The 14,059-nt window shown below is 67.4% G+C and carries 11 protein-coding genes; 4 read left to right on the top strand and 7 right to left on the bottom strand.

Features of this window, described 5'->3' with window-relative positions:
* The first annotated feature begins 225 nt into the window (after positions 1-225).
* Together AC6RV7_RS03685 and AC6RV7_RS03680 are read left to right on the top strand one after the other, a co-directional pair.
* Entirely contained in the window at positions 226-1,089 is an 864-nt protein-coding gene (locus AC6RV7_RS03685) for an SDR family oxidoreductase (protein ID WP_500092552.1), read from the top strand.
* 26 nt (positions 1,090-1,115) lie between these two features.
* Positions 1,116-2,453 carry a sigma-54 interaction domain-containing protein gene (locus tag AC6RV7_RS03680; RefSeq protein ID WP_500092551.1) on the top strand — a complete coding sequence of 446 codons (1,338 nt, stop codon included), beginning with the start codon at positions 1,116-1,118 and terminating at the stop codon, positions 2,451-2,453.
* Between the two features lie 15 nt (positions 2,454-2,468).
* Here the strand turns inward: AC6RV7_RS03680 and AC6RV7_RS03675 are convergent, their stop codons facing one another.
* From AC6RV7_RS03675 to AC6RV7_RS03660, 4 genes are all read right to left on the bottom strand, one after another.
* On the bottom strand, positions 2,469-2,921 hold the full coding sequence (locus AC6RV7_RS03675; protein WP_500092550.1) for a response regulator: 453 nt from the start codon (positions 2,919-2,921) through the stop codon (positions 2,469-2,471).
* Positions 2,908-6,117, bottom strand: a complete 3,210-nt coding sequence (locus AC6RV7_RS03670) for a PAS domain S-box protein (protein ID WP_500092549.1) — start codon at positions 6,115-6,117, stop codon at positions 2,908-2,910. The genes AC6RV7_RS03675 and AC6RV7_RS03670 overlap by 14 nt, the downstream gene beginning before the upstream one ends.
* 116 nt (positions 6,118-6,233) lie before the next feature.
* Positions 6,234-6,521 carry a DUF2934 domain-containing protein gene (locus AC6RV7_RS03665; protein ID WP_500092548.1) on the bottom strand — a complete coding sequence of 96 codons (288 nt, stop codon included), beginning with the start codon at positions 6,519-6,521 and terminating at the stop codon, positions 6,234-6,236.
* A gap of 144 nt (positions 6,522-6,665) precedes the next feature.
* A complete protein-coding gene (locus AC6RV7_RS03660) occupies positions 6,666-7,196 on the bottom strand; it encodes a ferritin-like domain-containing protein (protein ID WP_500092547.1) in 531 nt (176 codons plus the stop codon).
* A gap of 319 nt (positions 7,197-7,515) precedes the next feature.
* On the opposite strand from AC6RV7_RS03660, the gene AC6RV7_RS03655 reads away from it, so the two are divergent.
* Positions 7,516-8,514: a DUF72 domain-containing protein gene (locus AC6RV7_RS03655; RefSeq protein WP_500092546.1), complete on the top strand. Its 999-nt coding sequence runs from the start codon at positions 7,516-7,518 to the stop codon at positions 8,512-8,514.
* Between the two features lie 58 nt (positions 8,515-8,572).
* Positions 8,573-9,166, top strand: a complete 594-nt coding sequence (locus AC6RV7_RS03650) for a type 1 glutamine amidotransferase domain-containing protein (protein WP_500092545.1) — start codon at positions 8,573-8,575, stop codon at positions 9,164-9,166.
* A gap of 192 nt (positions 9,167-9,358) precedes the next feature.
* Here the strand turns inward: AC6RV7_RS03650 and AC6RV7_RS03645 are convergent, their stop codons facing one another.
* From AC6RV7_RS03645 to AC6RV7_RS03635, 3 genes are all read right to left on the bottom strand, one after another.
* The gene (locus tag AC6RV7_RS03645; RefSeq protein ID WP_500092544.1) at positions 9,359-12,001 is read right to left on the bottom strand and encodes a hypothetical protein; all 2,643 of its coding nucleotides are present in this window, start codon (positions 11,999-12,001) and stop codon (positions 9,359-9,361) included.
* Positions 12,002-12,226: 225 nt separating this feature from the next.
* Positions 12,227-12,610 (bottom strand): C4-type zinc ribbon domain-containing protein, encoded by a 384-nt coding sequence (locus tag AC6RV7_RS03640; protein WP_500092543.1) that lies wholly within the window; start codon positions 12,608-12,610, stop codon positions 12,227-12,229.
* A gap of 173 nt (positions 12,611-12,783) precedes the next feature.
* On the bottom strand, positions 12,784-13,749 hold the full coding sequence (locus AC6RV7_RS03635) for a sigma-54 interaction domain-containing protein (RefSeq protein WP_500092542.1): 966 nt from the start codon (positions 13,747-13,749) through the stop codon (positions 12,784-12,786).
* Positions 13,750-14,059: the final 310 nt, after the last annotated feature.

The raw sequence follows: 14,059 nt of genomic DNA, 5'->3' as shown, positions 1-14,059 counted from the left end.
AGTCGGTGGCCGGGTCGCACTCACCCCGCTGACGAACACCCCATCGTCAGAGGTGCGGCCCGGCCCTCGCGCTCGCGCTGCGGTTTCCGCGGGGATCAGGTCTAGGACGCAAGCGACCATGCGTTAAGCTTGCGCTCCCCACTCAGAGATCGTCCGGGCAAGCGATCCGTCGATCGCCCCATTCCGGATGTGAACGGAAGACGCGATAATGTGGCTATCAGCCACATGAAATCTTCCGGTCCCAAACACCGCCCCGAACAAACGCAGTCCCATCAGCCCGGTCTCGAGTCCGAGATGTCGCCGCGGCCGATCAGCGAAAATCCGAATCTGCGGGGCAGCGGCCGGCTGGCGGGGAAGACCGCGTTGATCACCGGTGGCGATAGCGGCATCGGCCGCGCAGTCGCGCTCGCATTCGCGAAGGAGGGCGCGAACGTGGCCATCGGTTTTCTCGAGGAGCAGACCGACGCCGTCAGCACGCGCAAATATGTCGAAGGGCATGGGCGCGCCTGCCTGCTGCTTCCCGGCGATGTGGGCGATTCCAAGGAGTGCGAGCGCATGGTCACGGCCACGCTCGCGAAGTTCGGCGGCATCGACATCCTCGTGAACAATGCCGGCGAGCAGCATCCGCAGGAGTCGATCGAAAACATTTCGGACGCGCAGCTCGAGCGGACCTTCCGCACCAACTTCTTCGCCTATTTCTACCTCTCGCGCGCCACGCTCCCTTATCTGCAAAAAGGCGCGGCGATCATCAACACCACCTCGGTGACCGCGTATCGCGGCAGCGCGCATCTGCTCGACTACAGCGCCACCAAAGGCGCGATCGTGGCGTTCACGCGTTCGCTTGCGCTGTCGGTCGCCGACCGCGGCATTCGGGTGAACGCCGTGGCGCCGGGTCCGATCTGGACGCCGCTGATCCCGGCGACGTTTTCCAAGGAGAAGGTTGCCAAGTTCGGGACGGACGTCCCGATGAAGCGCGCGGGCGAACCCGAGGAGGTCGCCGGTTCCTATGTGTTCCTCGCCTCGGAGGAGTCCTCGTTCATGACGGGGCAGGTGCTGCACCCCAATGGCGGCGAAATCATCAACGGCTGATGACGCCCCCGCCTTCTTCGCCCCGCATGAAGCTGCTTTTGCTTGGAGCCAATGACACGCTGCGGCGCATGCTGGCGTTTGGCGTTGCGGATCCCGCCGAGGAACCCGTCGCGCTGGCCAGCCGTCACGAGCTTGACGCGCGGGGCGACCTCGCCGCTTTCGCCGCCGCCGTGCTGGACTGGGATCCGGCTCGGACGGAATCGCCGCGCGATTGGCTGAACGCGCTGCGTGAACGTGCGCCGGAGCTGCCCGTGCTCGCGCTCGTGCCGGATGCGGCGGCAGCCGTGGAAGCGCGCGCCGCCGGCGCGAACGAGACCCTGGCGAAGCCGGTGGACGTCGATGCGTTCCGCGGCCATTTGCTTCGGCTCGCGCGACCCGCCGCCAGCGCACCGGCGGTGCCGGAAGGCGAGGCCGCGCGGTTCGTGACGCAGAGCGCCACCATGGAAGCGGTGCTGTCGGTCGCCTGGCGCGTCGCTCCCACGCCAGCCTCGATCCTGATCCTGGGCGAAAATGGCACGGGCAAATCCGTCCTCGCGCGAGCGATTCATGCGCGCAGCGACCGGCGGACGCGGCCCTTCGTCAACGTGAACTGCCCCTGCTTGCAGCCGCAGTTGCTCGAGAGCGAGTTGTTCGGCCATGTCCGCGGCGCCTTCACCGGCGCGGTCAGCGACGCGCCCGGCAAGGTGGCGGCCGCGGAAGGTGGCACCCTGTTTCTCGACGAGGTGGGCGACCTGCCGCTCTCCGTGCAGGCCAAGCTGCTGCGCTTGCTGCAGGAGCGCTGCTACGAGCGGGTGGGGGAAACGCGCACGCACCGCGCGGACATCCGCGTGATCGCCGCGACCAATCGCGAATTGAGGCAGCTCGTCGCCGCTGGTGCGTTTCGCGAGGATCTGTTCTACCGGCTCAACGTCATCACGCTCGAGATGCCGCCGCTGCGCAACCGGCCCGAGGACATCGTGCCCACGGCCGAGTTTTTCCTCGAGCAGATCGGCCGTTCGCTGGGGGGCCGGCGGCGCGACCTGACGCTTGCCGCGCGCGAGGCCCTGCTGGCCTACAGTTGGCCGGGCAATCTCCGCGAGCTGCGCAACGTGATCGAGCGCGCCGCGATTCTGTGCGACCGCGAATGGCTGGACACGGCCGATTTCAGCGAGCTGTCGGGCCGCGACGAAACCCTGCTGCCGCAGGTCGGACAATTCGTGACGCTCGACGCGTTGATCGAGGCCCACATCCGGCAGGTGACGGCGCGGGCCGAGAGTTACGAGCAGGCCGCGCGCATCCTCGGCATCGACAAATCCACGCTCTACCGCTGGCGCAAGCGACTCGATGCAGCCGAGCCGGCGGGCATGGCCGAATTCACCGGTTGAGCGCTGCGCGCGGGTTCACTCCGCGCCCGACCGCGGCGCGGGCTCGTTGTGAAGCAGCCAGTAGTCGCGAAAAGCGGCGGCGACCTCGACCAGGCGCTCGAGTGAGGAGGGTTTGACCAGGTAAGAGTTCGCGCCGGCGGCATACGCGCGACGCACGTCCGACCGCTCCTTCGACGAGGTGAGCACGATCACCGGCAGCGCGCGCACTGCGGGCGTCTCCCGTATCCAGCGAATCACTTCGATGCCGGAGCAACGCGGCAGTTTCAAATCGAGCAGCGTGAACTGCGGCAGCGGATGCGCCGTCCGGTCGGCGTAGCGGCCGTCGCCGCGCAAGTAGGCGATCGCCTCCTCCCCGTCATTCACCGTGTGGATCGGATGGCGGATTCCGGCCCGGGCGAAGGCGTATTGCAGCAGGGTGATCGCGTCGGGCTCGTCCTCCACGAGCAGGATCGGATCAAGGTGATGCATGCGAGAGCAAGGGAGCCGGGCACGCCGCGGGAAATTCGATCCAGAAGCGGGCGCCGGCGTTGGGGGCGGATTCGACGCCGCATTGCCCGCCCATGCGGGTGACGGCTTTGCGCACGAGCGAAAGTCCGATGCCGGTGCCCGGATACTCGGCTGCGCTGTGCAGGCGTTCGAAGAGCTGGAAGATCCGCTCGTGATGCCGCGGATCGATGCCGATACCGTCGTCCTCCACCCACAGCCGCACGCGGCCGTCCTTGGTTTCCGCCCGCAGGGTGATCGACGGCGCGCAATCCGGCCGGGAGAACTTGAGCGCGTTGGAAATCAGGTTCGAGAGGGCCTGAAACAAACCGGTGCGGTCGGCCATCACGGCGGGAAGATCGGGGCTCAACTGGACCGACGCGCCGCTCTGCTTGATCGGGGCATGGTGGTGCGCGAGGACATCGGCGAGGATGTCGTGGAGCGGAACCGGCACGAGCTGCATCTCCGCGCGGGCGAGCCGGCTGTAACCGAGCAGGTCCTGGATGATGGTGTCCATCCGCGCGGCGGCCCGGATGATCCGCTGCAGATAGTCGCGGTTCTCCGGAGAGAGGGACCCGCCCGCGTCGTCGCGGATCGCTTCCGCAAACCCGCGGACGAACTGCAGCGGCGTGCGCAAGTCATGGGAAACTGAATACGTGAAGGCCTCGAGCTCGGCGTTGGCCTCCCGCAAGGTCGCCGTGCGCGCCCGCACGCGGGCTTCGAGTTCGTCGGCGTGAGATTTCAGGCGGGTCCGCGCCTCGGCGAGCTCGGCATAGGCCCGCCGCAGTTCGTCGATGTCCGTCGCGCTGCCGACCCACTGCACCAGCGTTTCCTGATCGTCCCGCCGCGGCAGCGCCCGCACCAGGTGCCAGCGCCATTCCTCGCTCGGGCCGCAGCGGACGCGGCATTCGTGCTGGAACGTTCCCTGGTCCCGCAGCGCGCGTTGCCAGAGTTCGCCGGTGGCCGCCCGGTCGTCGGGATGGACGGCGTCGAGCCAGCCGTCGCGACCGAGCGACGCGAGCTCGGTCATGCCGGTCGTCTCCAGCCAGCGATGGTTCACGTAGTCGAGCCGTCCGTCCGGCAGCGAAGTCCACACCATCTGCGGCATGGCGTCGGCGAGGAAACGATAGCGCAGGAGCGCATCGGCCAGCGCCTGCTCCGTTTCCTTCCGCTCGGTGATATCGTAGGCGTGAATCACGATGCCGCGCACGTGGCCGGAGGCATCGAGATGCGGGCGATACGAGGCGATCAGGTGCCGCTGGCGATCGGCGGTGCGCAGCGTGGTTTCGTGGCGCATGTTTCGTCCGCGCAACGCGGCGTGCAGATAGGGCGCGACGCGCTGGTAGGCCGGTTCGCCGAGCAGGTCGCGAATGGTGCGGCCCTCGATCGCGTCGGCCGGGACCTCAAACCATTGCCGGTATTTCTCGTTATGGAGGCAGACCCGTTCCTGCGTATCGACGTAAGCGACCATGGCGGGCATCGCGTCGACGATGGTGTGGAGCAGCGTCTGCTGGCGTTCGAACTCGGCTTCGACATGGCGGCGGGCGGTGAGGTCGAGCACGAAGGTCATGCACTCCTCGCTCTCCGGCAGCAGGCTGCCGCAGACCAGCACCTGCACCACGGAGCCGTCGGGCCGCACGAACTCCTTTTCGAATGGCGTGCAGCGACCGGTGAGCTGCAGTTCGAGATTGGCGCGTTCGTCGACGGAGCGCCACGCCGGCGGGGTGCGTTCCCCGAGGCTGGCTCGGCCGGAGGCAATTTCCTCGCGGGTGTAGCCGAGCAGGGTGGCGAGCGCGGAGTTGGCGCTGAGGATCCGGCCCGCGCGGGAGATCGTGCCGATGCCGAAGATGTTTGCCTCCCACATGAAGCGGAACCGGCGCTCGCTCCGCTGCATCTCGCGCAGCGCGTGTTCCTCCGCGGCGAGCGCCTGCCGGGCACTGCGATACAGCCGGGCGTTTTCCAGCGCGAGCGCGGCCAGTCCGGCGATCTTTTGCACGAGCCGCTGCGCCGGCACATCGAGGCTCCGGCCGGACTCCGCCGTGGCGAGCGCCAGCACGCCGGTGATGCGGCCGCGCGCCCGCAATGGTATTCCCAAATAGGATACGAACGGCAGCCGGCCCAGCTTTTCGCGATGCGGGCCGTCGAACGCGACCACATCCAGCACGGCCGGGTCGCCGGCCTGAATCAGCTGCGGCTCGCCGGAGCGGGCGATGCCGGCGGCGAACCGGTCGAGTTTTTCGGCGGCGCGGCCGGTGATCGCCCCGCGTTCGAAGTGCTGGATGCGCACGCATTCGAGCTCGCCGTGATCGTCGACCAGCTGGATGGAGCACCAATCGGCCAGCCGCGGCAGGAACGACTGCGCCAGCAGCTCGGCGCAACGATCGAGGTCGAGCGACTCGGCGAGGCCGCTTTGCAGCCGGCTGATGAAAGCCAGCTCCTCGCGCTCCTTGCGCGATTCCGTGATGTCGCTGCAACAACCGATGTAGCCTTCGAACGCCTGCCGTTCGCCATGCCGCGGCACGGCCTGCTCGAGGAACCAGCGGTAATCGCCGTCGTGACGCCGCAGCCGGTATTCGACCTCGTAAGGGCGGCGCGCGGCGATCGCCTGCTTTGAGATGGCGGTGTGGCGCGCGACATCCGCCGGATGAATCCGCCCGGGTCTTTCGACGGCGCCGCCGGCGGGCAGCGTTTCACCGGTGAAGCTGCTCCAGTGCTGGTTGACGTAGTGGCAGCGCCCCGCCGCATCCGTCGCCCAGATCAGCACGGGCGCGTTTTGCGCCATGGCCTCGATCGTGCGCGCAGCCTCGAGAGCCGAAGCGCGCAGCCGGCGGAGAAGCCGGTGCAATCCCGCACACAGTGCCGTGACGATAAACCCGTTGAGCGTGAACAGCCCCAGCCGGGCGGCCTCGCTCGCGTCGTTGAATCTGAGCAGCGCGGGGAAATTTTCCCAGACGATCAACGCGCTGACGACGGTGGCGAGCAAGCCGGCCGCCACGCCGCCGAACCAGGCGCTCACAAACACCGCCGGCAGCAGGAACGCGAAAGGCATTTCCCGCCCCAGCCAGGGACCGAGGCTTTCCCGCAGCATGAAGGCCGCGAGAAAAGCCGCGAGGGGAATGGCGACGCGAACGCCCGGGCTACGCTCCTGCGGAGCAATGAGAATGCGGGGCTGGAACCACACTGCCCCATAGTCCTTTCCCGGACCGGTTTGTCACCGAGAAGCCTTATCAGGGAAACCCTTATTTGGTCATCCGGTCGCCACCGAGCAGCGGCACTGTGGCCGCGCCGCTGCGCGTTCTATTTGGCGACAGATTTTCCGCGCGCGGACCGCGGCGTGGCCGTGGCAGCACCGGCCGGCCGGCGGGCCGGAAGCGGGCTGGGCGTGGCCGGCGCGGCGGCGGTCGCGGGGGGCAGAGGCGAGGGGGAAGGCGTTTCGGGAGCCTGCAGCAGGCGTTCCGCTTCGAGCCAGATTTCTTCGTCCCGCCCATGAGGCTGGCCGTAGCTTTCCCAAAGCTCGCGGGCTTTCTTCGTGATTTCCTCGTGCGAGGGCGTGCGCGAGGCGGTGAGAGACGTGGTATCGTTCATGGCGACAAGAAAGTAACGATCTCGACCCTGCTTTGGCATCGGGTCGAACGCGGCAGCGGGTGCCGGATAAAGTCGGAAGTTCGAGAAAACGGGTGCGGCGCGTGCGCCGCACCCGTGCAGGTCCAGTCGAAAAAGTCGGGGAACTCAGGCCTCGTCATCTTCCTCGTCGCTCTCGTCGTCCTCCTCCGCCTTGGGCTTGAGGTTGAGTGACGAAGCCAGCTGCGTGAGCTTGCGATCGGTCTCCGCTTCCTCGTCGAGCGTCTCCTGCAGCAGTTCGACGACTTCCTCCTCGCCGAGCAGCTCGGCGTAGGTGCGGACGGTGCCGTAGCCGGCGATCTCATAATGCTCGACCTTTTGCGCGGCGCCGATCAGCGCCGCGTCGCGCACGGCATCGCTGGCGTCTTCTTTGATCTTCTCCTCGCTCTCGGCGATGAGGCCTTTCATTGCCTTGCAGGTTTTGCCTTTCGGCGAGGCCTCGAGGATTTCCATCGCGCGGTCGAGGCGGGCGATGTGCTCGTGCGTCTGATCGAGATGTTCCTCGAATCCGGTGCGGAGCTTCTCGTCGCTCGCCGCCTTGGCCATTTTAGGGAGGGCTTTGGTGAGCTGCGTTTCGGCGCTGTAAAGGTCTTGGAGTTCCTCGATGAGGAGTTCCTGAAGGGTGGTGGATTTGGACATGAGAATATGGGTTGAGGGTTGAACAGGTCACCGTGGCGGGGTTCAGCCGCGGCGGCCGACGCCGCCCGCACGGTGCGCACGATGGAGGTCCAATCGCGGGAGCTGGTTCCCGTGGCGGAGCCGGAATGGCCTCGGGGAAACTCCCGCTGGCGACAGCGAGGCCACGCCTTCGGAAAACTGCCGGCGCGGAGCGCATGCGCCTGCGTGACCGGCGCGATTTAGCGCCCGGGATTCGGGGCCGGTTTTCGGGCCGACGTCCCATGCCCTCGCCCCCGTTTTTGCCCATGGCCCCAAGTCCGTCGCCGCGCTAGACTGGGTCATGTCGGAAACGCGCATCGGCCTCTCCGGTTGGACCTACGCCCCATGGCGCGGGAGTTTTTTTCCGCGCGGGCTCGCCCAGCATCGCGAGCTCGCGTTTGCCTCGCGTCAGGTGCGGACGATCGAGATCAACGGCACGTTTTACTCGATGCAGCGGCCGTCGAGCTTCGCGAAATGGCACGACCAAACGCCGGATGATTTTCTGTTTTCGATCAAGGGTCCGCGCTTCATCACCCACTTGAAACGCTTGCGCGACGTCGCGACGCCGCTCGCGAATTTCTTCGCTTCCGGGGTGCTGCGTCTGGGCGCGAAGCTCGGTCCGATCCTGTGGCAATTGCCGCCGATGACGCGCTTCGATCCCGAACGGCTGGCCGCGTTTTTTCAACTCCTGCCGCGCACGACGGCCGAAGCCGCTGCGCTCGGCCGCCGACACGATCATCGACTCAAGGAGCGGGCTTGGCTCCGCGTCGTCGAAGATCGCCCGTTGCGCCACGCGCTGGAAGTGCGGCATCCGTCGTTCGAGACGCCCGCCTTCATCGACCTGCTGCGGCAGCACCAGATCGCGTCCGTCGTCGCCGATACGGCCGGCCACTGGCCGTTGCTGGAGGATGTCACGGCGGATTTCGTTTACGTGCGTCTGCACGGCGACACCGAGCTCTATGCGAGCGGTTATTCGCCCGAAGCCTTGGACGCCTGGGCCGAGCGGGTCCGGGCGTGGAGTCGCGGGGGGCAGCTGAATGCGCGCCTCGTCGGTTCGCCTGCGGCGATGCGGCGCGGCGGTCGCGATGTGTATGTCTATTTCGACAACGACGCGAAAGCCTTCGCCCCTTTCGATGCGATGAACCTCGCGCATCGCCTTGGCCTCGGCGCCGCCGCGCCCACGGGTCCGACGCCGGGAACTTTTCGGCCGGAAACGCCTCGCACGACGTGGGCGGGCTGGTCGCCGCGCGCCCCGCGTCGCCGCCGTTCCGTCACGCGCCCCGCGGCGCGCGCCGCCTGATCCCTTTGCTTGCTGCTTGCTCCGTTCAGAAACCGAAAACCGAAAAATAATCAGAGCAATGAAACGAAATCTTACTGGTAAGAAAGTCGCCATCCTCGCCACCGACGGGTTCGAGCAAAGCGAGCTCGAGCAACCGCGGGCCGCGCTCGAGGAAGCGGGCGCCGAGACGGATGTGATCTCGCCCAAGGAGGGCTCCATCCGCGCCTGGGACGAAGACGATTTCGGCGATACGCTGCACGTCGACGTCCCATTGAAGCGGGCAAATCCTGACGACTATGACGCGCTGCTGCTGCCCGGCGGCGTGATGAATCCCGATTCGCTGCGCATGGTGCCCGAAGCGGTGGAGTTCGTCCGCCATTTCTTCACGGCGGGCAAACCCGTTGCGGCCATTTGTCACGGGCCGCAGATGTTGATCGAAGCGGACGTCGTGCGCGGTCGCCGCGTCACTTCGTATCCTTCGCTCAAAACCGACCTCCGCAACGCCGGCGCCGAATGGGTGGACGAAACCGTCGTCACCGACCGGGGCCTCGTCACGAGCCGGAAACCCGCCGACATCCCGCGGTTCAACGCCAAGATGATCGAAGAGATCGCGGAGGGCGTTCACGCTGGCCAGCGCGAGCTCGCGGGTCAGCGGAGTGGAGGCGGCGTATGAAACTTGCGCCATTCGCGAGTTCGCGAACCGGCGCGATTGATGGGTTGTAAAGGGTTGAGTTGATAGGGCCCGCGTCGCGTCTGCACGCGACGCGGGCCACGACTCTGCGCCGACGATCACGCGGGCCGTGACGTCGGCTCTTTTGCATCAGGCTGCCGGGGCTGCTTGGACAAAATTGCGTGGGCCGGCGCTTCACCGCGCCACGATCTCGTAGTGAAGCGTCTGATACGCCGGGCGCGCGGCGAACGTCAGCGCACCGTCGGCGGATTCGGTTTCGACGCGTGCACCCCGTGAACCGTCGGGCTTCAGCGCGAACACCTCGCGACCGGCGAGCCCGGCGAGTGTGACGGTGACCGGCACGTGTTCCGCGATCGTCGGGCCATGGCCCCAGTTTTCGCCGAGCGAATTGTGCGCTTCGTTCCAGGCGGCGCCCTGGTTGTTGGCGCGCGCCACGGCGGTCACGAGCACGCGACCCGAGGCGCGCAGCGGTTTCCCGTCGAGCGCGAGGGCGGTGACGCTTGCGAAATTCCGACCGAACTTTTCGCACGCGAGGTGCAGCGGACCGACGTCGGATTTTCCGCCGCCGAGGAACCCGACGACGGCGGCGGCCTGTTCGGCATCGATCAGATAAAGACGTCCCGAAGGTCCGGCGGCGAGCCGCACCGGCATCGGCGCGGGCGCGGACGGGGCGTGGCGCGCGAGGGTGGCTTTGGCGCCGGGCGCACCCGGACGGTCGCTGACGGCGTAGCGCACGTTGAGCAGGTTCAGCGGTCCGGCGGGAATCAGCGCGCGCCACAGCACTTCGGCATGCGGCTGCTCGGCCCAGAGCGGCTGCCCCAGCTTGAGCTCGTTGGCCGCGGGCGCCGGCGGCACGAGCCCATGGCGGAACAGTCCGGCGGCGAAGATCGACTGGCCCCATTTCGCCGGGTGGTTCAGCTGGTCGAAGAAATCGGCGATGCGGCCTTCCGGGTTCGCCGCGCCGTAGGCGCCGATGACGAACGTGTAGACGGCGTCCCAATCCTGCCGGGCGGCGAACGAGGCGATCTCCGGATACATCTCGCAGACAAACTCGCTCGGCGCGGGATGGTCGTATTCGCTGATTGTATACGGCTTGCCGGCGACGCGCACGAGGGCGAGGTCGCCGAGGGCGCCGAACGTCCGGTCCTTCAGTTCGTCGAGCTGCGAGGAGTTGCGGATCGTGTAACGATGCGGATCCCAGTCGGCGTCGGCCGGGAAGTCCGGGTGCTGCCAGTAGACGTGCGCGTCGGCGAACTCCATGGACTGCTCGCGATTCATGCCCGTCAGCCCGCCGTAATCGATCTGCGAGCACGCGATCGGTGCCTGCACGTGAAGCTCGTGGCGGAGGAAACTCCGCATTTCCTCGGCAAACGAACGTTCCGTGTCGGCGAGGAAGGCGATCCAGTCGGCCCACTGGCGCGCCGTGGGCGCAAGCGGCAGCGGCACGGTGCCTCCGGAGGCGGACTGGCCTTCCTGCAAGCCGGCGCCTTCCGCCCCGGTCACGAGCTTGAGCTCCTTGAGCGAGAGCGTGCCCGGCGCCTGGCCGGCGTTGAGGCTGAGCGAGGCGGGCGCGCCCGCGACCGAGTGCGCCGGAAACGCGAGCCGCACGACCTGCCATTCGGTGCCGATCTCGACGGTCTCCAACATCCCGAAACTGCGCCACGGGTCCTGCGGACGCGCCTGCGTGTCGATGCCGACGCCGACGCCCAATTGGCGGGGACGGTCCGCTTTGGCGAGGAATTCGACCGTGTAAACCACGCCGTCCTGCAGCTTCAGCCCGCGTAGCGACGCCTGCACGTGCCACGCGATGCCGCTGGCCCGGTCGACTTTCAACTCCTGCACCGCCTTGTCGGCGCTTGGCGCGAGGGCGGCTTGCGAGCCGGGCTGCACGCGCAGTTCCCATTTCGCGGTGGCGGGGATCAGCGTCTCCTCGCCCAGCTTCATGCCGGTGGCGTTCCAAGCCTTCGCGAGCGCGGCATCGTCGGCGTAGGTGCGCGCCAGCCAGGCGTTCCATTGCGCGCGCAGGTCTTCGCGGAACGGGGCGGGGAATTTCTCGAGTCCGCGCCCGAGATCGCGCGTCCAGTAGCCGAGCAGCGAGTTTTCGTTGTTGATCTCGACAAAGGCGACCGACGGATCCTCGGCGGGCGCGAGGCCCGTGTAAGGATTTTTGGTCGTGAGCAGGCGGCGCGCGTAGTCCTTCTGCAGCTCGATCATCCGCCGGTCATAGATGTCGACGCGCTTTTGGAAGTTGGCGATGCGGCTGACGCTCGGATCGAAGCCGTCCTCGGCGGCGAGGGTTTTGGAAACCTTCAGGTTGAGGTTCGAATAAATGCCTTCATCGCGCAGGGCCGCCATCAACCGGTGCAGCCGGTCGAGCTGTCCGGGATCGAGCTCGCGGTGCTGCGGCTGGCCGGCGGGCCAGATACTGCCGCCTTTGCCGACGGCCCAGGGATTGTCGAGGTGGTGCAGTCGGACCAGGTTCACGCCGGCCTTCGCGAGGCGGCGGGCGATCGCGGCCGCTTCCTCGGGGGTGGGCGGGAAGGCTTCGTTGGCGGCGAGATTGGTCGCCCAGAAGCGCTGGCGCTGTCCGTCCGGCGTGACGAAGCGGCCGTCCTGCATTTGTATCCGCGGCAGGGATGCACCGCGGGCAGTGTTCCAGGCACGGGCATCGAGCGCCGAGCCGTCGGCCGGCTCGACCGAGGGCCAGGCAAACCAGCCCTCCGGCACCGCGGTGGACGCGGCCCCCGCCGGGGCCGCGAAAAAGAGTGCAGGCAGGAGGACGAGGAGAGCGCGAAGACGGGGAGGGGAGGAGCACATGGGGATAATCGAACGCACGGGATGGCGGTGGTTCGCCCGCGGTCGGGGTGAAATGACCGCGCGTGGTCCGGCCAGTTTCCCGTCGCATCCGTGGGCGCGTCAACGACTCCGGGTGCAGACCTGTTGTCCGGCGATTGAGATTTTCCGTCACCGACCGGCCCCGATGAACGAAAAAAATGCGCCTCCGCATCGCCGGGATGACGGAGGCGCCGGACCTGCGAAGGTTCAGGCGGCGACGGGTTGCGCCGTCTTGCGCGGCCGCCGCACCGCGGTTGCCACGGGCGCCGTGCGCGCGCCCGCGAGCGGGACTTCGTCGGCCGGCAGCAGCAGGTAGCAACCGCAGTTTTCGCAAAGATGAAGATCGTCCGACTTCGCCAGCAGCGAAGCCGTGCCCGCCGGCAGGCGCAGGTGGCAGCCGGAGCAGACGCCGTGCTGGACGAGGCCGACGCCCTTGCGGCCCTGCGCGATCAGACGCAGAAAATGGGCAAGAACCGGGGCCGGGATCTGCGCCTGCAACGCGTCGAGCACCACCTGCCGTTCCTGCGGCAAGGTGGAAGAGCGAAGGAGCTTTTGCTGTGCGGCGAAGAGGGATTCGAGACGTGTTCTCATGGTCAGCCGTGGAATTGCAGCTGCCGTGCCGACGCGGGTGACGATGATGCAAGTAGCACGACACTCGCAATCTAGGTGAATCGAAAAGACGACCGAGGCCGCGGAGCCTCCGAGCTGGCCGCGTTTCGGTGCAAAAGCTGCACGTCGGCGGCCTTTTTGTGCAAAGCAGACGTTCAGGCCTGGGGCGGCGTCGCATCCCCGGACGAGTCTGGCCCGAGCAGACCGTATCGCTTCAGCTTATACTGGAGGGTGCGGCGGCTGATCCCGAGCGCGCGCGCGGCGGCTTCGCGGTTGGACGTGAGCTGGGCCAGCGTCTGCCGGATGAGCAGCTTCTCGGCTTCGGCGATCGTCATGCCGACGCGCACCGTGAACTCGCTGGCGAGACGGTCATGCACCCGCAGCGATTCGGGCAGATCGTCCGCCGCGATCAGCGGATGCGGCGCGGTGACGACGAGGCGCTCGACCACATTGCGCAGCTGCCGGACGTTGCCGGGCCACGGGAAACGCTGGCACAATTCCAGCGCCTCGGGGGAGAGCCGTTTGCGCGGGCGGCGATGCTTCGCGGCGAACTGCTCGAGAAAGGTTTCGACCAGCAGCGGAATATCCTCGGCCCGGTCGCGCAGCGGCGGGAGCTGCAGCGGCACGATGTTCACGCGATAAAAGAGATCCTCGCGAAACTTTCCGGCGGCGACCGCTTGCGGCAGGTTCTTGTTCGTGGCGGTCACGATGCGCACGTCGACGTGCTGCAGCTCCGTGCCGCCCACGGTGCGAAACGCGCCGTCTTCGAGCACGCGCAGGAGTGCGCCCTGGCCTTTCGGTCCGAGATCTCCGATCTCGTCGAGGAACAGCGTGCCGCCGTCGGCGAGGTGAAAACGCCCGAGCTTGTTGGCGACCGCGCCGGTGAACGAACCTTTCGCGTGGCCGAACAGCTCGGCTTCGACGAGCGATTCGGCCAGCGCGGCGCAGTTCACGAAAATGAACGGCTGCGCCGCGCGATCGCTGCGCGCGTGAATGAGCCGCGCCACCAATTCCTTCCCCGTGCCGGATTCGCCTTCGATCAACACGGTCACGTCGCTGCGAGCCACTTCCTCAGCGACGCGGATGACGCGCCGGATGGCGTCACTGTTGCCCAGCAGCAAGGCTTCCTCGGATGACGGCTCGCGCGCGGCGGTCCGGCGGCCAGCGCCGCGCCTGGCCGGTCCCCCGCGGGAGTCCAGCGGGTCCGGCGTCGATGTTAGCGTGTCCACACCTGCAACCTAGCGGCGCGCGCCCGGCCGAGGCGAGCCGCGATCCGACAACAGAAGCCGCGCTTCTGAGCGTGAGCAGCCGCCCGGGGGAAGTGAGGCGCGGTCGCGAAATTTTCTGGAAGAACCTCCGCCGTCCGCGCCGCCAGTTGCAACGCATGCAAGCATGCACCCTCCCCGCGGACTGTCTGGGCGCATGAGATTC

The sequence above is a fragment of the Opitutus sp. sgz309028 genome, assembly GCF_059821195.1.
The sequence above is the reverse complement of the archived record's forward strand: the minus strand, read 5'-3'. Positions and strand labels throughout refer to the sequence as shown.

Coding starts and splice junctions, on each gene's coding strand:
- AC6RV7_RS03675 (WP_500092550.1), bottom strand. CDS start 2,921: ATGCATCACCTTGATCCGATCCTGCTCGTGGAGGACGAGCCCGACGCG.
- AC6RV7_RS03645 (WP_500092544.1), bottom strand. CDS start 12,001: ATGTGCTCCTCCCCTCCCCGTCTTCGCGCTCTCCTCGTCCTCCTGCCT.
- AC6RV7_RS03655 (WP_500092546.1), top strand. CDS start 7,516: ATGTCGGAAACGCGCATCGGCCTCTCCGGTTGGACCTACGCCCCATGG.
- AC6RV7_RS03685 (WP_500092552.1), top strand. CDS start 226: ATGAAATCTTCCGGTCCCAAACACCGCCCCGAACAAACGCAGTCCCAT.
- AC6RV7_RS03680 (WP_500092551.1), top strand. CDS start 1,116: ATGAAGCTGCTTTTGCTTGGAGCCAATGACACGCTGCGGCGCATGCTG.
- AC6RV7_RS03660 (WP_500092547.1), bottom strand. CDS start 7,196: ATGTCCAAATCCACCACCCTTCAGGAACTCCTCATCGAGGAACTCCAA.
- AC6RV7_RS03640 (WP_500092543.1), bottom strand. CDS start 12,610: ATGAGAACACGTCTCGAATCCCTCTTCGCCGCACAGCAAAAGCTCCTT.
- AC6RV7_RS03665 (WP_500092548.1), bottom strand. CDS start 6,521: ATGAACGATACCACGTCTCTCACCGCCTCGCGCACGCCCTCGCACGAG.
- AC6RV7_RS03650 (WP_500092545.1), top strand. CDS start 8,573: ATGAAACGAAATCTTACTGGTAAGAAAGTCGCCATCCTCGCCACCGAC.